Annotated in this window: 18 protein-coding genes; 17 read left to right on the forward strand and 1 reads right to left on the reverse strand. The window is 43.9% G+C overall.

Annotated elements, in window-relative coordinates:
• Positions 1-27: 27 nt before the first annotated feature.
• The 12 genes from AB3489_RS01685 to AB3489_RS01740 all read left to right on the forward strand — a co-directional run bounded on the left by AB3489_RS01685 (position 28) and on the right by AB3489_RS01740 (position 18,135).
• Positions 28-1,290: a DUF429 domain-containing protein gene (locus AB3489_RS01685; RefSeq protein ID WP_368293735.1), complete on the forward strand. Its 1,263-nt coding sequence runs from the start codon at positions 28-30 to the stop codon at positions 1,288-1,290.
• Between the two features lie 45 nt (positions 1,291-1,335).
• Positions 1,336-3,942, forward strand: a complete 2,607-nt coding sequence (locus tag AB3489_RS01690; protein WP_368293736.1) for an McrB family protein — start codon at positions 1,336-1,338, stop codon at positions 3,940-3,942.
• The gene (locus AB3489_RS01695; RefSeq protein WP_368293737.1) at positions 3,939-5,207 is read left to right on the forward strand and encodes an McrC family protein; all 1,269 of its coding nucleotides are present in this window, start codon (positions 3,939-3,941) and stop codon (positions 5,205-5,207) included. The genes AB3489_RS01690 and AB3489_RS01695 overlap by 4 nt, the downstream gene beginning before the upstream one ends.
• An 83-nt stretch (positions 5,208-5,290) precedes the next feature.
• Positions 5,291-6,019: a hypothetical protein gene (locus AB3489_RS01700; RefSeq protein ID WP_368293738.1), complete on the forward strand. Its 729-nt coding sequence runs from the start codon at positions 5,291-5,293 to the stop codon at positions 6,017-6,019.
• Positions 6,020-6,353: 334 nt separating this feature from the next.
• The gene (locus tag AB3489_RS01705) at positions 6,354-7,175 is read left to right on the forward strand and encodes a ParA family protein (protein ID WP_368293739.1); all 822 of its coding nucleotides are present in this window, start codon (positions 6,354-6,356) and stop codon (positions 7,173-7,175) included.
• Positions 7,153-8,067, forward strand: a complete 915-nt coding sequence (locus AB3489_RS01710) for a ParB/RepB/Spo0J family partition protein (protein ID WP_368294557.1) — start codon at positions 7,153-7,155, stop codon at positions 8,065-8,067. Before AB3489_RS01705 ends, AB3489_RS01710 begins: the two co-directional genes overlap by 23 nt.
• A 219-nt stretch (positions 8,068-8,286) precedes the next feature.
• Positions 8,287-8,448 (forward strand): hypothetical protein, encoded by a 162-nt coding sequence (locus tag AB3489_RS01715; protein WP_368293584.1) that lies wholly within the window; start codon positions 8,287-8,289, stop codon positions 8,446-8,448.
• A 253-nt stretch (positions 8,449-8,701) separates the two neighbouring features.
• Entirely contained in the window at positions 8,702-9,316 is a 615-nt protein-coding gene (locus AB3489_RS01720) for a hypothetical protein (RefSeq protein ID WP_368293740.1), read from the forward strand.
• Between the two features lie 12 nt (positions 9,317-9,328).
• On the forward strand, positions 9,329-9,628 hold the full coding sequence (locus AB3489_RS01725; protein WP_368293741.1) for a hypothetical protein: 300 nt from the start codon (positions 9,329-9,331) through the stop codon (positions 9,626-9,628).
• Between the two features lie 863 nt (positions 9,629-10,491).
• Complete coding sequence (locus AB3489_RS01730) at positions 10,492-10,833, forward strand: TnpV protein (protein ID WP_368294558.1); 342 nt, start codon at positions 10,492-10,494, stop codon at positions 10,831-10,833.
• Positions 10,834-13,550: 2,717 nt separating this feature from the next.
• Complete coding sequence (locus tag AB3489_RS01735; protein WP_368294559.1) at positions 13,551-17,171, forward strand: DEAD/DEAH box helicase family protein; 3,621 nt, start codon at positions 13,551-13,553, stop codon at positions 17,169-17,171.
• 10 nt (positions 17,172-17,181) lie between these two features.
• Positions 17,182-18,135, forward strand: a complete 954-nt coding sequence (locus AB3489_RS01740; RefSeq protein ID WP_368293742.1) for a DUF3991 domain-containing protein — start codon at positions 17,182-17,184, stop codon at positions 18,133-18,135.
• A gap of 80 nt (positions 18,136-18,215) precedes the next feature.
• On the opposite strand, the gene AB3489_RS01745 is transcribed toward AB3489_RS01740, so the two are convergent.
• Positions 18,216-21,095, reverse strand: coding sequence for a UvrD-helicase domain-containing protein (locus tag AB3489_RS01745; RefSeq protein WP_368293743.1), 2,880 nt, complete (start codon positions 21,093-21,095; stop codon positions 18,216-18,218).
• Between the two features lie 312 nt (positions 21,096-21,407).
• On the opposite strand from AB3489_RS01745, the gene AB3489_RS01750 reads away from it, so the two are divergent.
• The 5 genes from AB3489_RS01750 (at position 21,408) to AB3489_RS01770 (ending at position 25,017) form a co-directional block, all read left to right on the forward strand.
• Positions 21,408-21,671, forward strand: a complete 264-nt coding sequence (locus tag AB3489_RS01750; RefSeq protein ID WP_368293744.1) for a DUF6809 family protein — start codon at positions 21,408-21,410, stop codon at positions 21,669-21,671.
• 632 nt (positions 21,672-22,303) lie between these two features.
• Positions 22,304-22,495, forward strand: a complete 192-nt coding sequence (locus tag AB3489_RS01755; protein WP_287896692.1) for an aspartyl-phosphate phosphatase Spo0E family protein — start codon at positions 22,304-22,306, stop codon at positions 22,493-22,495.
• Between the two features lie 133 nt (positions 22,496-22,628).
• Positions 22,629-22,958 carry a plasmid mobilization relaxosome protein MobC gene (gene mobC, locus AB3489_RS01760; protein WP_368293745.1) on the forward strand — a complete coding sequence of 110 codons (330 nt, stop codon included), beginning with the start codon at positions 22,629-22,631 and terminating at the stop codon, positions 22,956-22,958.
• A gap of 3 nt (positions 22,959-22,961) precedes the next feature.
• Positions 22,962-24,347 carry a relaxase/mobilization nuclease domain-containing protein gene (locus AB3489_RS01765; protein WP_368293746.1) on the forward strand — a complete coding sequence of 462 codons (1,386 nt, stop codon included), beginning with the start codon at positions 22,962-22,964 and terminating at the stop codon, positions 24,345-24,347.
• Complete coding sequence (locus AB3489_RS01770) at positions 24,310-25,017, forward strand: PcfB family protein (protein WP_368293747.1); 708 nt, start codon at positions 24,310-24,312, stop codon at positions 25,015-25,017. The genes AB3489_RS01765 and AB3489_RS01770 overlap by 38 nt, the downstream gene beginning before the upstream one ends.
• The last annotated feature ends 53 nt before the right edge of the window (positions 25,018-25,070 follow it).

The following is a 25,070-nucleotide window of genomic DNA, read 5'->3' on the forward strand; positions in this document are numbered from 1 at the left end:
TGATCAATCAGAAAAGAGACTAATATTATGAGCGAATATATAACTACCTTTTCGAAAATACATTTTACACCTATAGAGCCTGTATCAGCCGGGATAAAAATTGAAGATATAGCTCATGCCTTATCATTGTTGTGCCGGGCAAATGGTCATTTTAAGAGCTTCTTCTCAGTAGCACAGCATTCGATAAATTGCGCTACTGAAGCTAAAGAAAGAGGATATTCGAAAAGAATACAGCTTTCCTGTTTGCTCCATGATGCAAGTGAAGCCTATATTTCCGACATTACAAGAGCGGTCAAAAAGAAGCTTCCGCAATATATTGAATTTGAAGACAGGCTTCAGGAATTAATCTGGAGCAAATACCTGGATCAACCGCTGAGTGATGAGGAAACAAGACAAGTCTTTGAAATCGATGATGCAATGCTTCATTATGAGTTTCTATATTTTATGGAGGAAGAAATATTTGACTTTACACCCTTTCTCAAAGGAGCTCCGGATTTTGAATTTAAAGCATTTGAAACAGTTGAAAGACAGTTTATTTCTCTGTTCAATAGGCTTACCGGAAAAGAAAAAAACTACATAAGTGTAGGAATTGACGGATGTAAGGGTGCGTGGCTGGCTGTCGCAATTTCCAATGAAAAGTTTGAGATAGGAAAGTTCAAGACCATCGAAGAAATCTGTAAAAGATACCAGGAAGCAGACTCTTTATTAATAGATATTCCGATTGGACTTCCCGAGGGCAAGGTTGAAGCTGCAAAACGACCGGACAATGAGCTGCGGGCTTTGTTGGGAAAGAAATCGTCAAGTGTTTTCAATACGCCCTTCAGGCAGATTGTTTATGCTGCAGATGTAAAAGAGGCATGGGAGCTAAACAGGAAATTAGATGCTAAGCAAAACCCAATAAGTATGGCTCTATGCAAAGCAATAAAACAAGTGGATGCTTTTCTACAAAACAATCCGCAATGGAAAAACAGGCTCATGGAAAGCCACCCTGAGTTTTGCTTTTACCTGCTGAACGGTGAAATTCCTCTTAGTGACAGCAAGCTTGATGATGATGGTATCAAGAAGAGAATAAACATTATAAAGGGCTATTTTTCAGAGTCCCAGGCAGTGATTGAGACATATTTAAAGCAAAACAAATTCAGAAAGAAAATTGACGATGTCTTAGATGCCCTTTGTCTTGCCGTTGTTGGAAGGCTGGGATGTAATAATGGTTTTAGAACTGTTCCGGAATTGCCAAATCAGGACGGTACAGGCTTGAACATGCAAATAACTATCTTTGAAAGAAATTAGTGAATAAAATAATTGAAAGAAAATACAAATTAAGGAGGCGTCATTTTGCAGAGAGAATTATTTGAACAATGGCTGAAAAGTAAAGGAATAAGCAGTTATGGTAATTATATCAGTAGGCTCAAAAACGTTGAAGAAGCTGAATGTGATTTGGATGACGCGTATGACATAGACAAGTGTGCGGCACTGATTTTAAAGTTTACATATTCTCGTGAAGACCAAGCAAATAAAGAACCACTTAGACATAAAATACCAATAAAATCCCAGTCTGAAAACAAGACGATATATGAATCCTATTACGAAGGCTCAAATGATTATAAGAACCGTATAAGCAAATATGTTGAATTCAGAGATTCTCAATCTAATGAGGAAAACAGTATCAGCGTTGTCGATAGAATCAAAAAGGCTTGTGATAAGCTCTTAACTGATGGTAAGCTCCTTCAAATTGAAAAGTTGGAACAAAAATATAAACTTTTTGCAGATAAATTCGGCCCGGAGAAGCTCAAAAACCTTGATGGAGAATTGCTGTTAGATACGATATTTAATATCGGAAATCGCGCAGGTCTATTCTACTGGCTTGAATTTAAAAATGATGATGAGTTTAACACCTTTAATTTCGGGAGTATCGCTGGCGGCAGTTCTTTTAAATACATAATGTACAAACGGAATTCAGATGGTAAGTGGGTAACAGGAAATCCTCAAAGTCCTACTATTCTTACCACTGAAGAAGCGATTGAATTAGGCAGGGAAATAAGGAATAAGCTGATTGCCGGGGCTGTTGAAATCGCGGCACTTGAAACAACCATTGATGAAGATAAGTACGCAAATTTAGTATTGTCACAGCAAAACACATTGCGCATCAATAGTTCAAATACTGATATGTCGAGGTTGGGGTGGGTTCACAAATACTATCACATGATCTACCCGAACCTTATAGACGACTTTCATTCAATAAGATGGCAGCGCCATGGACTTGTTTGTTGTGGGATTAGACCGGAAAGCGAGAGCGCGTATGGAATGGCCGGGCAATATATTAAGCTTGCAAACGAGTGCGGATTCCCTGTCAATTACATTACGTCTGCGATAAACGAACTGTTTGGTTCTCCGGTAGGATACTATAGGATCGGGACATCCGATGGGAAAATAAGTTATTGGAATGAGATGCGAAATGGCGGATATGTGTCTATTGGATGGGATAAATTAGGGAACTTAAGTGACTATGAGGAGCAAGACAAGACCGGTTTAAAAGCCAAGCTCATAAAAGTGCTTGAAAAAGAATATTCCAATACTCCTCAAGTCATAGGAAAATATGCGAATCAAATATTGGCTTTTTACTTTAATATTAAACCTCAAGATGTAATTGTAGCTGTAGATGGTGAAAAAGTGTTGGGAGTTGGACAAGCCGCCGGTGAGTATGAATATAGGGAAGGGCTTGCTTTTCCCCATGTAATAAAGGTTGATTGGATTTATCTGGCTGAAACCCGCTTGCCAAACCCCAGAGAAGGGATATTGACCACAGTTTATGCTTATAAGGAAATTGACAATATCTTGGCAATAGAAAAACTGGTTAACACACCTTTTATAGAGAATACGGGTTCGACTGACGATGGAGTGCCTTTAACTCCGCTTACAGGGATCAGCTTGCAGATAGAAAACATACTTAATAGGAAAAAGCAAGTTGTTTTATACGGGCCTCCGGGGACCGGCAAAACATTTCATGCGGAAAAAGCCTGCTTTGAACTCGCAGCGAGAAACAATTATTATAAAGCTTTTGCAAATCTGTCCGCTGAGGAGAAGCTTCAAATCTGTGGCAGTGATAACAACAAAGGCGCTGTACGCATTTGTTGCTTTCATCCATCCTATGGATATGAGGATTTTATTGAAGGGATTAAACCTTCCGCCGTTAATGGTCAGACTGTATTTGAATTGGAGAACGGAGTATTTAAAGAGCTTTGCATTGATGCACTAAAGGAACCATCCAAAAAGTATTATCTTATTATTGATGAGATAAACAGGGGGGATATTTCCCGGATTTTTGGAGAATTAATTATGCTTATAGAAACGGGTAAACGGGGTAAAAAACTGATTTTACCTCTTTCTAAGAAACCGTTTACTGTACCTGAAAATGTATTTATTGTTGGAACAATGAATACTGCAGACCGCTCAATTGCACTCCTTGATGTCGCATTGCGTAGAAGATTTGGATTTATTGAGCTAATGCCGGAATATAATTTTTTCAAAGATATTGTTTTTGAAGGGTTGCCCCTGGATGGATGGCTGAAAGGCTTAAATAAGCGGATTTGTGAAAACATTGGTAAAGATGCCCGTAATCTCCAAATTGGCCATTCCTATTTTCTTGAAAGGGAAAAGGCAGTAACGGATAGTGAAAAGTTTAAAAGAATTGTTAAAGAAGATATTATCCCGCTCATTGAAGAATATTGCTACGGCGACTACTCCCTGATGTCGAAAATCCTGGGTGATGGAATTGTTGACACAATGAGTCAACTTGTGAGATATGAACTGTTCTCATCATCTGACATTGCAGATTTGATAAATGCGCTTCTTTCCCCGTGTCCTGAGCTTCGCGCAGCATTTGAAGGTGAAGAAAAAGATATCGAGCTCTCTGATGATGAAAGCATTGAGGTTATGCAATGAACTTGGACATTATAAATCTAAAGGAATGGGAGAGCGAGTTCAAGCCCGGATATGAATTAACAAGCAATACTGCCCGTGAAACCGCGAAGGTATTAACAGAAAAAGGTATTGTTGAAATAATTGAATTAAAAAGTGGTTTGCAGATTGTTAGTAACTCTTATGTAGGTAAAATAACGTTGGATAATTTGCAAGTCAACATATATCCTAAATTAAATGGAATGCAGCTGTACGCATTGCTTAGATATGCTTACGGGCTAAGGGAATTGAAGCTATTTGATTCAGCCACGCATGCAATAAGTGAGTTTTCTTTTTTTGATCTGTTAATATATGAATTGTTCATTGAAGCTGAAGACTTGATTAGGCGTGGCATTTTAAAAAATTATATTAAAAATGAAGGAAGCTTGTCATCTCCAAGAGGCCGAATTGACATAGTAAAACTAAGCAAGCAGGGCGGAGTGGTAGCAGATAAGCTGCCCTGCAGGTATTTTAACAGAAGTGAAAATACGATTCTTAATCAAACAATACTTGCCGGACTGAGATTGGCTTTGGGACTAGTTATTGACAGTGGATTGAAGGTAAATCTCGAAGGGATCAGCAGAATGCTTTCTAATACTGTTGATTCAATACCGCTAAATAGAATAACTTTACAGAAAGCAAAAAACAGTCTCAATAGACTGACCGAGAGATATACAGCTATTCTGGAAATAATAAATATACTTTATGAGTCACAAGGAATTCAGCTTGAGGATGGCTCTATATCTTTGAATTTGCGCGGATATTTCTTTGATATGAATGCCTTTTTTGAAACACTAATCGGAAGATTACTTGTAAGCAGTGCAGCGCAGTATTCCGTTAAAGACCAGTTTAACTTACATGATATGTTTATTTATACTCCAAATTTTAACCCGAGGGGGAAGAGATCACCTACTCCAAGACCTGACTTTGCGCTTATGAAACATGGTAAGGTAATAAAATTACTGGATGCCAAATACAGGGATCTGTGGGACAAAAATCTGCCACGTGATATGTTATATCAATTGGCAGTTTATGCTGTAAGTGGAATTGGAGATAAGACGGCAACAATACTTTACCCATCACTAAATGATACACCTTCTGTACAAAAGATTGATATTAACGACCCGATCTCAAGTTTTAAGATGGCAAGTGTAATTTTACAGCCTGTGAACCTAAAAAAGGTAGCAGACCATGTAATGGATTCAAATTTCAATGAACTATCAAAGTATATTACTACGTTATTGATTTGACTAAGTGATTTATCTAAAAAAAAGGGGTGGGGTGAAAGTAGTAAGAAGTGACTTTAAATAAAATATTGACACTGGAGGATATAATGAGCAGTAATAAAGAGAAAATGCTGGAATACTTGAGGCAAAATAAAAAGGCTTATTGTGACGACTGTCTTTCTAAAATACTTCAAATGACCCCTCGACAGACTGTTTATGCTGTCTGTACGAAGGCATTTAATGAAAAGTTAATATATAGAGAAAGTAACGTATGTTCATATTGCCATAATATTAAAAAAGTAAGTAAGATACTAGAAAGATTTCCGGAGTCCTTAGAAAATGATGTGCAGCCGATGGTAACTAACAAACAAGAAAAAACTATAACAGAAGAATCCCGTTTATCTCCCGGTGACTTTGAAAAAAGAGTAAAAGTATATCTCGAAAAAACCTTCAGTCAAGATTTTAAAGAAAAAGCTTTGGTTGTCGGTGTTAACAAAGAACACAAATTCGACCTAGTTTCAAGTGATAACTTAATAATTGCAGAGTGTAAAAGCTATACCTGGACTAAAGGCAGTAACATGCCATCGGGAAAAGTCTCCACAGCTCTAGAGGCAGTATTTTACTTATCTAGGATCGTGGCGGACAAAAAGATCTTAGTATTTCAGGATTCAATTAAGCATTCTGGTGAGAGCCTTGTCGACATGTTTCTTAAAAATAACGGCGGGCTACTCGATGATGTTGAAATCTGGACATTCAAAGTGGATGAACACATGAGAGACATAGTTGAAATTAAGAGAACTTGTGGCGAAACTTGGTATAAGAATATGTATAAATGATTTGCGGTCAAGGATTCCTACGCTGTGGTGATCTAATTAAGCAGTACGTCCTCCTATCTCTACTCTATTTTTTAAATTGCTTAGATTACATTACTACGATGTCTAATCTGGCATCCGAGGCAGAAGAAGCGGACATGGTTGACCAGTTTTTCACAGACATTGAGTCATTGTTTCAAAAATTGCAGACTTACATAACTTTGGATTTATCTAATTGTCCGAGTGAAGAGAAGTAGTACAATGTTTTTGTTTATCATATATGAAATTAGTAAAGAAGCCGTTTGCTTTATTGTCCTAATAGAGCATGCGGTTTTTTTAATTAAAGGAGGTAAAAAATATGTCCAAAGTAATCGCGCTTGCAAACCAAAAGGGCGGCGTCGGAAAAACGACGACGGCAGTCAACCTCGGTATCGGACTAGCCACCCTAGGCAAAAAAGTAATGCTGGTAGACGCAGACGCACAGGGTAACCTAACAGATTCCTTGGGGTTTCATGAACCGGACAATCTACCTGTTTCACTGGCCACGATCCTGACAAAAGTCATGACGGAGGAGAGGTATGAACCTGACGAAGGCATAATGCATCAGGAGGAAGGCGTTGACCTTATGCCGGGCAACATTGAACTGTCCGCTATTGAAGTGTCAATGGTAAACACCATGAGTCGGGAGATGGTACTGCGCAGCTACATTAATAGTGTCAAGCAGAAGTACGATTATATTCTCATCGACTGCATGCCCTCGCTCGGTATGATGACCATCAACGCTCTTGCCGCCGCAGACAGCGTTATTATTCCCGTCCAGGCCCACTATCTGCCTGCCAAAGGAATGACACAGCTGATGCAGACTATTGCCAGGGTGAGAAGGCAAATCAATCCAAAACTAACGGTTGACGGCATTCTACTAACAATGGTGGATAACCGCACAACCTTTGCCAAGGACATTTCTTTTGTCCTGCGACGAGACTATGGAGATAAGGTGTGTGTGTTCAAGACTGAAATCCCATTATCCATCCGGGCGGCAGAAACAAGTGCTGAGGGAAAAAGTATTTATATCCATGACCCACATGGGATAGCCGCCAAAGCTTACCAAACCTTTACAAAGGAGGTGTTGGACATTGGCCAAAAGCAACGTCAGAAACATGAAGCTGACCTCGGTAGATGAAATGTTTGAAACGGATGCCAGCCGTGAAGACAAACAGCGGGAAAAAGTATTAGATATTCCGCTGTCGGAGATCAGAGATTTTCCCGACCATCCCTTTAAGGTTAAGGCCGATGAAGCCATGCTGGAAATGGCGGACAGTGTAAAGCAGTATGGTATCTTAGTCCCAGCCCTTGTCCGGCCTAAAGCGGACGGCGGCTACGAAATGGTTGCCGGACACCGGCGCAAGAAAGCCAGTGAACTGGCGGGTAAGGAGACTATGCCCTGCATTGTCCGAGAACTAAACGACGATGAATCAATTGTCGCCATGGTGGATAGTAACCTCCAGCGCGAAAGCATTTTGCCAAGCGAGAAAGCCTTCGCCTATAAAATGAAGCTGGAAGCCATGAACAGGCAGGGACAACGAACGGATTTAACTTCTGTTCAAGTTGAACAAAAGTCAAACCGTACAACATCGAGAGAAGATTTAGCGAGACAGTCAGGAGAAAGTGGGCCTCAAATATTCCGTTACATCCGTCTCACCGAACTCATACCGCCCATTCTCGAAATGGTGGACGAAAAGCAAATTGCCCTTAATCCTGCCGTGGAAATCTCCTACCTGACCGAAAAAGAACAGACGGAGCTGTTGGAAACAATGAAGCTGGAGGAAAACACGCCGTCTCTATCCCAGGCTCAGCGGCTGAAAAAATTCAGCCAGGAGGGAAGGCTGAACACGGATGTCATTTATTCCATTCTCACCGAAGAAAAACCGAACCAAAAGGAAAGATTCAATATCAAGCGCGAGCGCATCGAACAATATTTTCCGAAGAACTATTCCGAAAAACAAAAGGAGGACCTTATTGTCCAATTACTCGAAAGCTGGTACAAAAAGCGACAAAGGGAGCAGGAACGGTGAGATATAGCGGATGAAAAGTGCCTATATAGCTATCGTGAGCATAAATTTCCGTATGCGATACCAAGGGGGTAGTCTCAACTTTTTTAGGAATCGGTACAAAGCGCTGTTGTTTTGTCCCCCTCTCCACACCTCACCCCCTGAAATTTACCAGCCGAAAAAAGAAATAACTCAGTATTTAAGAAAACATATCTAAGTATTGCTTAGGGAAAGGAGAAATTTGTGAGACAGATAGAGCAGAAGAGAGCAAAGACCTTCCGAACCCTGATCCGCCGGACTAATGATGGAAACAGGAAGGCACCGGATGAAGATAAAACTGTGAATATTATGGATAACGCCGGAAAAGAGCGAAAAAAACAGTTCCCTTCTTTTTTCGGCAGGTAAACCGGCTCTCTGTAAATATGCAGGGAGCTTTTTTGTTAACGGTAAAAAAATACCGAAAAGGAAGATTTTGTATAGAACAAATACGGAAAGAGAAGAGGGTGTATTTATGGAGCTGAAAACGATACTGACAATTGTACTTTGTCTGGTGATTATCGGAGGTGCGGGTTGCTGGCAGATCCGGAGAAAAAAGAAATAAAGGAAGTAGCAAAAAGGACGGCAGTCCTTCCTTATATATTCGGCATGGGATTGGAGTGTGAAGAATTTGGACAATGAAAAGTGGATGGTGGATACCTATGAAATAAAACATGCCATCACGATGGGCGACAGGGAAATCCTCTTTCTGCAGGATGAAAAAAAATCCTATCCCTTCATGGTGTGCAATTGCTCCAGGGGTAACCCATTGGGCGTCGGCCAATATTTTAACGCGGTCGTAAGTGAAGATTATGTGGAGATGATGACGGAATTTACCTCCCGCATAACTGCCCAGATTGAAACGGTCAAAGCAGAACGGGCAAAGATATCCGTTCCTTTGGAGCCTTTTGCTTTGGAGCACTGTGTTCCGGATGATACTGGAGAGAGCATAGAGGACAAAGTAGCGATTATCCGTCAGGAGTGTCTGCGTCCGGAATACCGTACCGTCGATAAACAGCTGGTGCTGGTTACGGGCGGTTTCGGAGCCCAGGGCAAGGCAAGAGGACGGGCAGTTTATACCGTCAACCTTTATTCAGGCAAGGAATCACGCTGGAACCGCGGGGATATTTTAGGCATCGTCAAACCGGAATGCATGCCCGATTGGGCCAAAGAACGGCTGCGGCAGATTGAAGCCGAAAGACAAGTTAAACATAGAAAACCGGAACAGGTGCGATAGGAGGTGTCCTGAATGGAGAGAGAAAAAAACGCAGGCTATGCCATAACCGACCGGCTAAGTGTGGGAAACCTGGAATTTGTCATCGGGCAGAAAGAAAATGCTCCGGACAAGTTTGTGACATGGAGATGCAAAAAGGAAGAAAAGGATTATCACTGGGGACATTACGTAAGCGACCGACTAACTGCTCTTGAAGATCTCTGCAACAGGGCACTGGATGAAATTCACCACTTGAAAAGCCTGCAAAAAGAAGAAATTTCTGATGAAAGAGCGGTGCAACAGGCTGAAAAGAAAAGCCGTGAGCCGGAGAGATAAGTATGGGAGCTAGGAGGGATAAACGTTGGTAACAAAACTGCAGCTGATCACGGAGCTTGCGGAGCGGACAGCTCTAGATGCCGTTAAAACCCCGCCCAACTGGACGAACTTCCTGCAAACAGCGGCTTGGAACTATAAATATCCATTCAAGGACCAGCTGCTGATTTACGCCCAGCGTCCCGACGCGACAGCCTGTGCCCCTATAGAGGTATGGAACGAAAAACTGGGGCGGTGGGTAAACAAGGGCGCCAAGGGCATTGCTCTTATTGACGACATAGGGGGACGGTTAAGCCTGCATCATGTGTTTGATGTTGCGGATACCAACAACCGCTACAACCACCCTGTAGTTCTTTGGGAGATAAAGGACGGATATGCTGAGGCCGTAACGGAAAGGCTGGAGAATACCTTTGGCGAACTCGAAGAAAAGCAGGAACTGTCGGACGTCTTAATTTCTGCTGCCCGTAATGCAGTAGAGGACAATTTTCCCGACTATCTCTCTGAACTGCTGGAATGCCGGGAGAACAGCTTTCTGGAGGAACTGGACGATCATAACGTGGAAGTCGTCTTCAAAGACGCGCTGATTAGTTCCGTGGCCCTTATGCTCTTAATCCGCTGCGGCTGTGATGCGGATAGAAGTTTGGGTTTTGAGGACTTCCAATGTGTTTTGAACTTCAATACCCTGGACACTGTTTCCTGCTTGGGAGCCGCAGCCAGCGACATTTCCGAAATTCTCCTGCGGGAAATAGGGGTGACAGTCAAGGAACTGCAAAAAGAAGAGAAAAATAAAAGCCGTACATTTGTCAAAACTCAGGATGCGGGAGACAATGAGACCATAAAGCACAGTAATGAAAGGGGTGGCGAAGATGGAACTGACTTACACGCCGCAGGGCGATTACCTGATTCCCGACCTGACGCTGCCGGAGGAGAAAACGCACATCGGCAAGTATGGGATGCTGCGGAGGACATATCTAAAAAACCACAAGAAAGGGATGTACGCCAGCCTAACACTATCGGGCAAGCTGAACAGCCATCTGGCGGAGACCGACCGGACGGCGAAGGAGCGAATCGAACTGATCACGGCCAAGCTCTTGCAGAGCAGTCCCCCGCCGAACAAAGTAGCCGACCCGCTGGGCTGGACGGGACATCTGAACAACCTGAGACACCAAGCAGAGGAAACAGTGCTGGCGGAGATCGTTTACAGCTAACAATTTTCCCGACGGTTGAAAAGCAAATTGAAGCTATAGAACAGGCGGAGGACGAAAAATCCTTCGCTTTTTCTATTCCCCAGGAAGAAATTGACCATGCCCTATGCCGGGGCACGGGTTTCCAAGACGGTAAATTCCGTGTTTATCTGCACTACCAGGAACGGCATACTCCGAAGGAAACCATTGCCTTTCTTAAACGGGAGTACGGAATCGGCGGCGGAACTCATATTTTTCTGGATGGGACCAGCGGCAACCAATGGCATGACAGCAAAGGGATCTCCTTAAGTAAAAGCGGCAGCTTAATAACCAATCCGGAATTAAGACTGTCCTGGAACCAGGTTGCCAAACGGCTTGGAGAACTGATTGCCGCCGGACGCTATTTAAACGGCAAGGAAAGAGAATACCTCCCAATTTATGAGCGGTTGATGGAAGAACATCGACAACAGCTTGCCGAGCAGACTTACGCCCGGGAAATCCTGAACCGGGAACCGGCCCCGCCCAAAAAAGAAGATACATTATCAGAGGACATCACCCATTACATCTTTTCTCTCGGTGACACAGTGTATCTGGGTGCAGACGAATACGAGGTTTTTTCCTTAGAAGGCGGCAAAGTGATGCTGCGAGATATCAACTTTCCGCTGTTCAGCAGGGAACTGGCGCGGGACGACTTGGAACGGATGCTGCGAGAAAACCCATTGAATGACCATCTTCTTATTATTGCGGAAGAACCGGAACAAATAGCCCAGGAAGAAACCGGCCAAGAAAATACGGAAAAAATGTCCCCCCGCGAGTTGTACCAAACATACCTGCCCGAAATCGTCAACCGGATACGAACCGGCGAGATCTATCCTTACCTGCGGGATAGGGACACTGATCCGGAAAGTGCCGAACAGGAGCTTAAGGAGGCAATTGACCTCATTGTTCTTTCGATGAGGGAGGAACACCCGGCTTTTTACGAGGCCTATGCAACCCTGCCGCGGTTCAAAGAATGGCTGGCCGATGATGTATTCCAACGAACCTATGAGGATTCTCTGACGGAAGAAAGGGATAGTGTTGCCCTTCATTTCGGCGACCCTGACGCACCCGCCTGGGTACGGGCAACCGGAGACATCACCATCACTCGTGAAAGCGATACCGTTACCATCGCCAGCGGCAGCGAGGGTGAAAGAAACTATTTAGAATTTGACCTGGAGTTGTCGGGCGAACAGGGAGAAAAACCAGCCGAAAAAGAAATGACCGTCGGCATGGAGCTTGCCATTGAAGACAGACGCTATGCAATCGATTCAATCAACAAAGAAGCAGGAACTGTCAGCCTGCGGGACATTACTTTCCAGCACAGTACGGGTTTTCCCATTTTCCGCAGGGAAAGCATTGCTTTTGTGCACGGCATTTTGGCGCAGGGTAAAGAACCCGTACAGCAACAAACACAAGACGGAGAAGTATCGAAAGTCATCAATGATTGCCAGCTGAAAACGCAGAAACAGCGCCGCGTCAATTTCACCATCACCGGCGACAATTTGGGAATGGGAGGACAGAAAACAAAATACAGCTGGAATGTCACCGCCATCCGTCTGCTGAATCAACTAGAAGAGCAAAACCGCCTGGCCACACCGGAAGAACAAGAGACTCTTTCAAAGTACGTCGGCTGGGGCAGCCTGCCACAGGTGTTTGACGGGCAAAACAGCCAATGGGCCAAGGAATACGCGGAATTGAAAGAGTTGTTCAGCGAGGATGAATACACGTCCGCCCGGGCCTCCACCTTAAATGCCCATTATACATCCCCCACTGTAATCAAGGCCATCTATGCCTGTTTGGAGAACATGGGTTTTAAGACCGGCAACATTTTGGAACCCGCTTGCGGAATCGGCAACTTTTTCGGGCTTGTACCGGAGAGTATGAAGAATTCCAAGCTGTACGGAGTTGAACTGGACGGCATCACGGGCAGGATTGCCAGGCAGCTGTATCAAAACGCCAGCATTGCGGTACAGGGTTTTGAGGAAACCAGCCTGCCCGACAGCTTTTTCGATCTGGCCGTCGGTAATGTGCCCTTTGGCAGCTACGGCGTGGCGGACAAAAAGTACGACAAGCATAAGTTTTACATCCATGACTATTTTTTTGCCAAAACGCTGGACAAGGTTCGGCCTGGCGGTCTCATTGCCTTTATAACCTCCAAGGGCACGATGGACAAGCAAAACCCTGAAGTCCGTAAGTACATCGCCCAGCGGGCCGAGTTGCTGGGGGCCGTCCGGCTGCCCAACAACGCTTTTCTGGCAAACGCCGGTACGGAGGTCACAGCCGATATCCTGTTCCTGCAAAAGCGCGACCGGGTAATCGATATCGAGCCGGATTGGGTGCATCTTTCCGCTACTGAGGACGGTATTGTCGTCAACCGTTACTTTGCCGAAAACCCTGAAATGGTGCTGGGTACAATGGCCTATGACGAGCGGATGTACGGTAACAAGAGCGAAACAACCTGCATCCCCTATGAGGGCTCCAACTTAGGCGAGCTGCTGCGCGAGGCGCTCGAAAACATCCATGCGGAAATTACGGAATACGGGGTAGATGAATTATCCGACGACACGGAGTCATCCATCCCGGCCGATCCCAATGTTCGCAATTTCAGCTATTGCCTGGTGGACGGGGAAATTTACTATCGGGAAAACAGCCGCATGAACCGGGTGGAAACTTCCGTCACAGCGGCGGGCCGGATTAAAGGCATGATCGCTATCCGCGACTGTGTCCGGGATTTAATTGAATACCAGACGGAGGATTACGGTAACAAAACAATCCAGGAACAGCAGCGCAAGTTAAATAATTTATACGATGCTTTTGTCGCTAAATATGGGCTTTTAAACAGCCGGGGCAACAACATGGCCTTTGCTGACGACAGTTCCTACTGCCTGCTCTGCTCGCTGGAGATTCTGGATGAAAACGGCGAGCTGGAGCGCAAGGCGGATATGTTCACCAAACGCACCATTAAGCAGCGTACAGTCGTCACCCATGTGGATACCGCTGCCGAAGCATTGGCCATTTCCATCGCAGAAAAAGCCCGTGTGGACATGGATTTTATGCAGAGCCTGACCGGGTTTCCGGAAGAACGCCTTGCCGAGGACCTTCAGGACGTAATCTTCCGCGACTTCATCAAAGTGATCCCGGAAAACGTCCCCCGAGCTTTCTTTCAGGTGGATTCTTTTCCCTATGTAACAGCGGACGAATACCTGTCCGGCAACGTTCGTGAAAAACTTAAACAGGTTCGGGGACTTGCTAAAATCCTGCCGCCAGAAGAGGGGGAAAAACTAGCTTCTAATATCAAAGCTCTGGAAGCGGTGCAGCCGAAGGATTTAGACGCCTCCGAAATTGATGTTCGGCTGGGCGCGACCTGGCTGCCGCCAGAGGTGGTCAAGGACTTTATCTTTGAACTTCTGGAAACTCCCCATATGTACAGGCGGTATATCGACGTTTTTTATTCGGCGTATACCGCCAACTGGAATGTCAAAGGCAAAAACGACGACCGCAGCGATAACATCAAGGCTAACGTAACCTACGGAACGAAGCGTATCAATGCCTATAAAATTATAGAGGAAACCCTGAATTTGCGGGACGTGCGCATCTTTGACACTGTTTATGAGGACGGCGTAGAAAGGCGGGTACTGAACAAAAAGGAAACCGCCATTGCCCAGCAGAAGCAGGAGGCCGTCAAGGAAGCTTTCCAAAACTGGATATGGAAAGATCCTGAACGCCGGGAGATTCTGACCAGGATCTACAACGACCGCTTCAACTCCATCCGGCCCCGTGAGTACGACGGCAGCCATATCCGGCTTACCGGCATGAATCCGGAAATCAACCTCCGCAAGCACCAGGTGGACGCAGTAGCCCACATCCTGTACGGGGGAAACACCCTGCTGGCACACTGCGTTGGCGCGGGCAAGACTTACGAAATGACGGCAGCGGCCATGGAAAGCAAGCATCTGGGACTTTGCAGCAAAAGCCTGTTCGTCGTTCCCAACCACTTGACGGAACAGTGGGCCGGGGAGTTTTTGCAGCTCTATCCGTCGGCCAATATACTGGTGGCCACCAAAAAAGATTTTGAAACCCAGAACCGAAAAAAATTCTGCGCGAGGATCGCCACCGGCGACTATGACGCGGTGATTATCGGGCACAGCCAGTTTGAGAAAATCCCGATCTCCCAGGAACGCCAAAAGCGGCAGCTGGAGGAACAGATCATGGAGATCACCAGCGGCATCCAGGAGCTTAAAGAGGAACGGGGCGAGCGTTACGCGATCAAGCAGCTGGAAAGGACGAGAAAGACCTTGAAGCTGAAGCTGGATAAGCTTAACGACACCAGCCGCAAGGATGATGTGGTTACCTTTGAGGAATTGGGCGTTGACCGGCTGTTTGTGGACGAGGCGGACTTTTACAAGAACCTGTTTTTGTACACCAAGATGAGGAATGTAGCAGGTCTGTCCCACACCGAGGCGCAGAAGTCATCCGACCTGTTTGCCAAGTGCCGATACCTCGACGAACTGACGGAGGGACGCGGCGTCATCTTCGCCACAGGGACGCCTATCAGCAACTCTATCACGGAGATGTACACCATGCAGCGCTACCTGCAATATGAAGCCCTGCGCCAGAATGGGCTCCAGCATTTCGATTGCTGGGCCTCCACTTTTGGTGAGACCATGACGGCCATCGAGCTTGCGCCGGAGGGCACCGGCTACCGGGCCAAAACGAGGTTCGCGAGGTTCTACAACCTACCGGAACTGATGAATATGTTCAAGGAGGTTGCCGACATCAAGACGGCGGACATGCTGAATCTGCCCGTTCCGAAAGCCAACTACCGCAATGTCGCGGTCAAGCCCAGTGAGTTTCAGCAGGACATGGTGGTCAGGTTGGGCGAGCGCGCCGAGCGGGTGCGCAACCGGATGGTGGAGCCGAATGAGGACAATATGTTGAAAATAACCAACGACGGCCGCAAACTGGCTCTCGACCAGCGGCTGGCAAATCCTGTTCTGCCCGACCATGAGGACAGCAAGGTAAATGTCTGTGTAGAGAACATCTTTAATTTGTGGCAGGAACATCAGGATAAAAAGCTGACCCAGCTTGTGTTTTGCGACCTGTCCACACCCAAAGACGACGGGAATTTCAACGTCTATAGTGATGTACGGCAAAAGCTTGTCGACCGCGGCGTCCCCGGTGAAGAAATCGCCTTTATTCACGAAGCCGATACGGAAACCAAGAAAAAAGAACTATTTGCCCGGGTGCGTAAGGGTCATGCGCGGGTCCTTCTCGGTTCTACCTTTAAGATGGGAGCCGGAACCAACGTCCAGGACAAGCTGATCGCGCTTCACGACCTGGATTGCCCGTGGCGGCCGCGGGATTTGGAGCAGCGTTCAGGACGCATTGTCCGACAAGGCAATAAAAATGACGAGGTGCATATTTTCCGATATGTTACCGAGAACACCTTTGACGCTTATCTCTATCAGATCTTGGAGAATAAGCAGCGATTTATATCCCAGATTATGACTTCCAAGTCCCCTGTGCGAAGCGCCGAAGATATTGACGAGACGGCGCTTTCCTACGCCGAGGTTAAAGCGCTGGCGACGGGTAATCCCTATATTAAAGAAAAGATGGACCTGGATATCCAGGTGTCTAAACTGAAACTCTTAAAGGCCAACCATCTAAGCCAGCGTTACGCTTTGGAAGACCGGTTGCTAAAACAATATCCGCAGCAGATAAAATTGGCAGAGGAAAGAATTGCCGGGTATGAAAAGGACATTGCTCTTTATGAGAAGCATCATATTTCCCAGCCTTCCGGGGAGGGGGCGGAGAACAGCAAATTTCCGGGCTTGGTCATTAAAGGTGTCCGCTATATTGAAAAGGCCGAGGCGGGCACGGCTATTCTCGAAGCCTGCAAGCTGATGACCTCGCCGGAACCGCAGGAGTTTGGCAGCTACCTGGGTTTTCCGATGTTATTTTCTTTTGATACCTTCGGCAAACAGTACCAGGTTACCCTGCGGGGCGCTCTGAGCCATCCCGTGACGCTAGGTGCGGATATCCTTGGCAACATCACCAGGCTTAACAATGCTTTAGCAGAAATGCCCAAGAAGCTGGAATACTGCCGGGAGCAATTGAAAACACTCCGCCAGCAGGTGGAAACGGCCAAAGAGCAGATTGAGATCCCGTTTGAAAAGGAACAGGAGCTGCAGACGAAGTCCGCCCGGCTGACGGAGCTGAATATCATGCTCAACATGGATAAACGGGAAAACGAAGTAATGGACGACGAGCCGGATGAAGAGCCAGAGTTTCCAGAGAAGAAAGCCGTGGGCTACGAAAGATGAGGTGAAAAACATGCCTTATGTAAAACCGGAGCAGATTGAGCGTGCCAAGCAAATGGACCTGCTTACTTATCTGCAATCTTACGAGCCGCAGGAACTGGTGCACTTCTCCGGCAATGTCTATACGACCCGCACTCATGACAGTCTGAAAATCAGCAACGGCAAATGGTGCTGGTGGTCCCGGGGTATCGGCGGGCGTTCCGCTCTGGATTACCTGGTTAAAGTACGTGGACTGTCCCTGCCCGAGGCAGTGATACAAATAGATGGACAAACACCGCTGACATCATCTGTTTCATCAAAAGAAACGGAATCAGCCGGAATAAAGAAGCTGCTTCTGCCGGAGAAAAACGATAACAATGACCGGGTGATAGCCTACCTTGTTGGACGCTGGATTCACCGGGAAATAATCGATTACTGCGTCCAGACCAAACGGCTTTATGAAAGCCATAATTACCATAACGCGGTCTTTGTCGGCTTTGACCGGCAAGGCATTCCTAAGTACGCATCACTTCGGGGGACATCCCGCAGGAGGTTTATGGGCGAGGCAAACGGGAGTGACAAGCACTATTCCTTTTCTATTCCTGCAAGAAGCAAAAGCAGCAAGCTTCACCTGTTTGAGAGTGCCATCGATTTAATGTCTTATTGTACTCTGGAGATAATTGCCGGCAGGGATTGGCGACAGGATTCCTGCCTGTCCCTTGCCGGAATTTACAAACCAAAACAGGACATCGGGGAGAGCACTCCTCCTACCGCTTTGATGCAATACTTAAAAGATTTTCGGCAGATTAGTGAACTTTCTTTGCACTTGGACAATGACGCAGCCGGACGGATAGCTGTAAAAACCATTCAAACAATTCTTCCAAATAAATATACTGTTTCCGACGAGCCGCCGGAGCGGGGGAAGGATTTTAACGATTATTTGAAAATTATTATGGGTATACGGGAGCCATATTGTAAGGAAAGATAAATGCTATGTTTATTATCATATTAACTGAATTATAAAAGATTGGTGATTTTGTATTTCTCATCCGGGAAAATCTAATGTAGTTAAGAGAAAGAAGGGGTACTGCTTTTATACGTTATGTTTACTTTCTCATCCTCAATTTCAATTCGAAGTATGTGGTTATCAAATTCATCTGTTACTGAAATTGATATATTTTTCGCTTTTACGATCCAAGATTCATTTAACAACTTTTTCTCAGAAAATTCCTTTACAGGAAAATGCTTAATCCAAGCCTTTTCTGCTGGACTCCATCGGAATTTATTTTCTAGCAAATAGGATTTTATCTCCAGAGTCCCATTCTTGTTATTGTTATTATAAATGCTAACTTTCAAATGTGTTCCGTCTCTTGGTGGACATTCCAGATAATTTAGATTTAAAGACTTTAGTGTAATTTTTTTTGCGATATTTTCTTTTAGATATGGCGACTGATTATTGCTTTCAGAAACAATTACCAAAGTATGCTTTGCTCTGCTTAACGCTACATAAAACAGTCTCTTTTCTTCAGAAATTAATATTTCTTTTGTTTGCCCAAGCACTTCAAAAAAAATATTATTAGGGTGAATAAGTGGATAGCTTCTTGCTACAGCATCAACTATTATTATTGCATCTTCTTCTTTTCCTTTGTAAGAATGAACCGTATTTATATCAACTAGCTTTGTTCTGTATTCTTCTGGAAGGGCCTTAATAATAGCTTTTTTCAATTGTTTAAGATATTTTCCTCTTCCAGATTCATACGTGGTATACCATGGTAAACCATTTTTTCTTCTGCAAAGTATAGCAACTTTCTTTCCTTCCTTTATCAAAGCATAAACAATTCTTATCAAGGCTGGTGTTATGGTATCACCATTATAGATTTCTTTTTCCAAATCATTGGGCATAAATTGATCTATATGTGTTATCCAAACATCTCCTGACTCAAGTTTATTTTCCTTATTACTCTTGCCATACTTTGATGGGGCACCTTCTCCGAGCATTAAAGCGTTTCCAACGTTGATAATATTTCTAGAGGATCTATAATTCGTAGATATTATATGTTGTTTCGCATCTGGAAAGTAACCCAAGAAATCCTTAAAGTAGCACAAATCAGATCCAGCAAATCCATTAATAGCTTGCCAGTCATCACCTACACAGAAGAGTTTTATTCCTGGATTAACGAATTTAATCGCTGACACCAATTGATAAAAAAGCAAAGAAAAATCTTGGTACTCATCAATAAAAAGATATCTAAGTGACTTTAAATTCCCTGAACCTGATCTTCTTTGCCAACTTGTATTTCCTGACTTCACTAATTTCTCTGCCCTCATCAGTAATCCATCGAAATCTTCTTCTTGGTTCATAGCAAGTGTTTCGAGATATTCTTGATAAATTTTCCACGCTACTCTCAAAAATTCAATTTGAAGTTCTGACAAATTTGATTGACGTTTCACAATATCGGTTAAATCGTTTGGTTGAATCATTTTCTGTCTACACTTACCAATAAATTGACTAACGGTAGAACTAAATTCATCAACCGCACGATCTTTTATTCGATGCCAAATATCTTGATCCGTAAGCTTTTTTAAACCATATCCAAATTTGTTTAAATGTGGACCTATTTCCTTTGCAATAGGTAAATTTAAATCGATCTGAGCAGGATAAATCTCTAAATATAAATAGTCCGATTTACTCCTCCAAAATTCTCTTTTCCTTTCAGTTTGTTTATCATACTCACGATCTCCAATTAAACCTAGAAATTCAATTACTATTCCACTTAATTCATTATTTTCAAGAGGAATCGTAAAATCAGGTTTATAATTAAGTCCGTTCCACCAGAAATTTTTCTCATATTTATAAGGAATGTTAAGTTCAAAAAAGTAGTCGGCTATCAATTTTTCTCCTTTAGATTTATAGTATATTCCATCTAATCCAACATAAGGTAAAGAGCGGCGATACTTAATCATTTCTTCAGGTTCTAAATTGTAACCGCCTTTTTCAATATCATCCCAACAGGACCTGAAATAATTAAGCATCAATTTTTCTATTTTTTTTGACCATTTATCATCACGAATATATGAGTCTATAACCTGTTGGACAGTAGAGCTTTTCTTAAAACCACTGGCTTCATCATCAAAGATTAAGGCTTCCTCGGGATGTACTAAAGAATGGGCAAGAGCATGAAAAGTCATAGCTTGTGGTGTCGTCGATTCCCCTAATAAGCCTTGTAATCTTAAATTAATTTCCTTAGCTGCTTCGGTATTAAAAGCAAGTAGCAGTATTTCTGAAGGGTCAACTTTACAATGTTTAACTAAAAAGGCTGCCCGATTTACTGTTGTTGATGTTTTACCACTCCCGGCACGGGCAATAACTTGAACATTGTCCCATACTTCAGCAATACATTGAGCCTGTTCTTTATCAGGTATTTTCCATCTTTGTTTTTCAAACCAATCGATTACATACTCCATTGAAATTTGATTAAAGCTGTTCACTAAATCAGGATATAACTTAACCCATAAAGGCTTACTTGTAAGGAAATCGCTATTTAGGAGATCTTCAAGTTCTCCTTTTTGTTTAGCATTGATGGTTTCTTCTTTTTGGTGATTTATTTGGAATATACTCTTATTAAGCGTTCTTCTTTCTTGCCAAGTTGTAAACTCTATTTGTCTTTTAGTATGTAATTCTTCTATCCATACTTGAATATCATTAGAATTAATATAATTGTAAGCATCGGTTAAGATATTAGGTAGGTCCTTCCATTTATGTGAGCTAAGATTTTCCTTTATTACATTTAATAAAAATTGTTCGATTTCAGATTCTTTACTAAAGCCATTTATAAATCTTTTTGCTAAGACTTTTAAATAAAAATCAATTTTGAATTTCTTCCAAGAAATCCAGTATGAAACTAGTTCAATTGATGCTTTACCTGCTTCTGTTTCATAAAAAGACATGTCCCTTCCTCCATAAATAAGTACATTTCTCAAAAATAGATTCTTATAGCTTATAATGAGTGGGGAAATTAAATCCTTCTTTAAAATTCAATATCTTTCAATATTTTCCTTTAATCTTGATAAGAAATACATCATTCTACTCAGGGAAAGAAAACCGAAAAGACTCCATAAGAGAGCTTGAACGGAAATTGTACTATATCTAAGATAAGGATTAGGATATCCCAAAACGCACAATTGACTGAACATATGACTTCAAATAGGATATATTCGATATCTAGTAAAATATAGAATTGATTTTTGGGGGAAGAGCAAATGTCAATTTTAACTCTTATTAAAAATCATGAGGAAGATATAAATCAAATGATTCATAACGAGGCTGAATACCATAAATATATGGATGAGGCCGGTAATGCTTGGGAGGAGTTGATAAAAACGGGCATTAACCAGGAGCAGAAAGATTTAATTGAGAATATTGAACGGGCTACCGGCTGCATAGGGTCAATTCATTCTGAAATATCCTATCAGAAGGGATTTAGTGATGCCATAAAGCTTATTTTTGAATCACTTGTATCCTAGCCGACGTACTATCATTTCGGTGAAGAATTGATAGAGCGATTACAATTTCATTTTGTACCGAGTTACCTGATTAACGGACATGTTGACCAGGTTTTTTTGTTCCCTTCTTAATCATTGTAATCATATTCTGCTTCTTGCAGAGTTAATGATGATAGAACTTTTCTTTTCGGCAGGTGGTTATGCATTCAAACATTTGACAGCATAACACCACTGTCACGTGTTTCAGCAAGCACTGAATTTGGTCTCCCAAATTCGCTTGTTAGGGGAAAGACTGTGCTAAACACAGTCTCTCCCCTAAAACCCCTTTGGAATACCGTGCTCACGGGTATTCCTTTTCCGTCTGGCGAGCGCTTTCAAGTGCCTATGCACTGAACTATGAATGAAGGCACATCAAAGCGCTCGCGGGACCGGGCCGCCGTACGCTGAGTGGGAGACACTCCCCGTACCGCGGCCTCATGAGTAATTGGTTTATAGTATCTAAAAAATTCTAATTGTAAATTAGCCAATCCATAGATCAAGGAAATTCCATCTAAAAATGTCATATTACGACAAAAAAACCTATGGATAAGCCATATAATTCTATTGTAAAATTGTATTCGTGAGTTTTCGTAAGAAGGAGTTAAAAGTTACCAATGGAAAGCCAAATCAAACAGTTGCTTGAAATTATCGAAGATATGAAAATCGATCTGAACCAGCTGGGGAGTTGTAAACCTCTTACTGATCCTGATGTTGTAAATCTAAGTGAGAAGCTGGATAAATTATTAAACCAGTATTATAAAATGCTTAATATTAGGAGAAGCTGGGAATCAAATAAAATTGCTTAACTATATATGATAAAGCGTTTTTCCCTGAAAACGGCCAGATGAGTTCTTAAATTCAACTGGTTGTTTTTTTTTGCTGTCTTAGTGATACAATCTATAGGTTTGGTCTATCCATAGCAAAGGAGATGAAATAACGATGAGAAGACGCAACATCCGTGTCCAGGTCTGGCTCAATCCTGAAGAAAAGAAGAAACTGCAAGCCGGTGCCAAAAAATCCGGGCTTTCCAGGGAAACTTACCTGCGCATCCTTATAAACGGCTTTGTGCCTAAAGAGCTCCCACCGGCTGATTATCACCCATTAATGAAAGAACTTCACGCCATCGGCAATAATCTGAATCAAATCGCAGCCAAGGCCAACGCCACGGGTTATATTGACCAGTCTGTCTTTCAGGATGAAGCCAACCGTCTCCGCCAGGCCGTACTGGATATCCGCAATGCGGTAACGTCGCCGCAAAAGCAGGAGTGAATCATGGCTGCCACAGCGATATGGGATATTAAAGACCGGTTGGATAGGGTCATAAACTATGCCACCAACCCCGGCAAGACAGAAAATCAGGGCTTTGCAAGCCAAAACATGCAGGGTTTGCAGAAGGTACTGGAATATACAGCGCGGGAGGACAAAACTGAAAAGCAGTATTATGTTACCGGCATCAATTGCGATCCAGCCATCGCCTATAAGCAAATGTCACAGACCAAGCTGCAGTTTCAAAAAAAAGACGGAATTCTGGCCTTTCATGGCTACCAATCCTTTGCGCCGGGGGAAGCAAATCCAGAAACAGCCCATGCTATCGGCGTAATGCTGGCAGAGGAACTCTGGGGCGGACGTTTTGAGGTTGTCGTTTCCACCCATTTGGACAAACATCATTTGCATAACCATTTTGTGCTGAACTCCGTTTCTTTTGCCGACGGCAAGCGCTATTACGACAACAAGGCGACTTACGCGCAATTGCGGCAGGTTTCCGACCGGTTGTGCCGGGAATACTCTCTGTCAGTCATTGAAAATTCGCAGGAGGGCAGGTCGGAACATTATGCCGAATGGAAAGCCGGACAGGAAGGCAAGCCCACTTGGCGGGGGCTGATTCGCGAAGATGTAGACAAGGCAATCGGCGGATCCATGACCTTCACGCAGTTTATTGCCACTCTCCGAAAACAGGGTTATGAAGTTAAAACAGGCGTGAAATATATCGCGGTTCGTCCGCAGGGCAAGGAACGCTTTGTCCGGCTGAAGACGCTTGGAATCGGTTACAGTGAAGATGTTATTAAGGAGAGGATACTTCAAAACCGAATTCCTATGAAGCAGGAGGTTCTGCCGGAGCCCAAAAGAAAACGCATTGCCGCCAGTAGAAGTCCTGACCTGAAAAAGATCAGGAAACTCAAGGGCTTGCAGGGGCTATACTTCCACTACTTATATAAAATGGGGGTTTTGCCGAAGCATACCGCGTCCAGGAAACGGACGCATTTTTTATTGCGGGAAGATATCCGTTATTTAGGAGAATTAACCGCTCAGATTAGGCTGCTTTGCAAGCACCGGATTGAAAATGCTGAGCAGCTTTTAGGCCATCAATCCATCCTCGAACAGGAAATGGCCGGCTTGTCAGCAGAACGCAAATCTCTTTACCGTCTCCTGCGCCGCTGTAGAGACGACGTGCAGATTGCCGAATACAAACAGCAAATTGCCGGGCTTTCCAAGAAGCTGTCCCGACTCCGAAAGGAGACGAAGCTTTGTAGGGGCATCCAATTTCATTCTGAAGAGATGAAGGAGAAACTGTCCAAGATAAAACTTGAGGAAAATGAGAAACAAAGGGAGGAAAAAGAGCATGAACAGCGGAGCCGAAGCAGCCGATCAAATGGTTAATATGAGCCTTAAAGGGATTGAAGTAGTTGCTAAAATCTCGGGAGCGGGGGCGAAAAACCTTGCCACTTATCTTTATGCCGTCCTGAGAGACCAGAAAAAGACCAAAGGCAAAACCCGACTGGAAGGGCTTTTGCGAAGCGGCAAGGAGTTGAAAGTCTTTGCAGTTAAAAACGAGGATTTACAAAAGTTTTCGCAGGAGGCCAAGCGCTACGGAGTTCTGTACTGTGTTCTGTGGGATAAAAAAAACTTGGACGGAATGTGCGACCTCATGGTGCGGGTGGAAGACGCCGCCAAAATCAACCGTATTGTGGAACGCTTAAAGCTGGCGACCGTGGATACGGCCAGTATCAAGAGCGAAATCGAGAAGACCAGAGCCGCAAGGGATTTGCAGAAAGAGCCGGTTGACAATACAAACCCTACGACGGCGACGACGGAGAAATCCCGTCCGTCCGAGCCTATCTCCGGGCGCAGCGTGAAAGCCGCCGAGGGTGCTGAGCGTCCAAAAAAATCCGTTCGTGAAGAACTACGGGAAATCAAAAATGCTCAGAAGGAGCAGGCGGAAAAACTGAGGGGCTTTCCTGTCAGGGAACAACCGCAAGCCGGAAGGCAGAATGCAGGTCGTCAAGGGCGGCAGGTAAAATTTCCAAAATTAAAGCCGAAAGAGAGGTAAGGCTTGATTAAGATCCATAACGGACCGTTAACTAGAACCAAAAAAGTGAGGAG

The organism is Dehalobacter sp. TBBPA1 (genome assembly GCF_040931655.1).
GTDB lineage: Bacteria > Bacillota > Desulfitobacteriia > Desulfitobacteriales > Syntrophobotulaceae > Dehalobacter > Dehalobacter restrictus.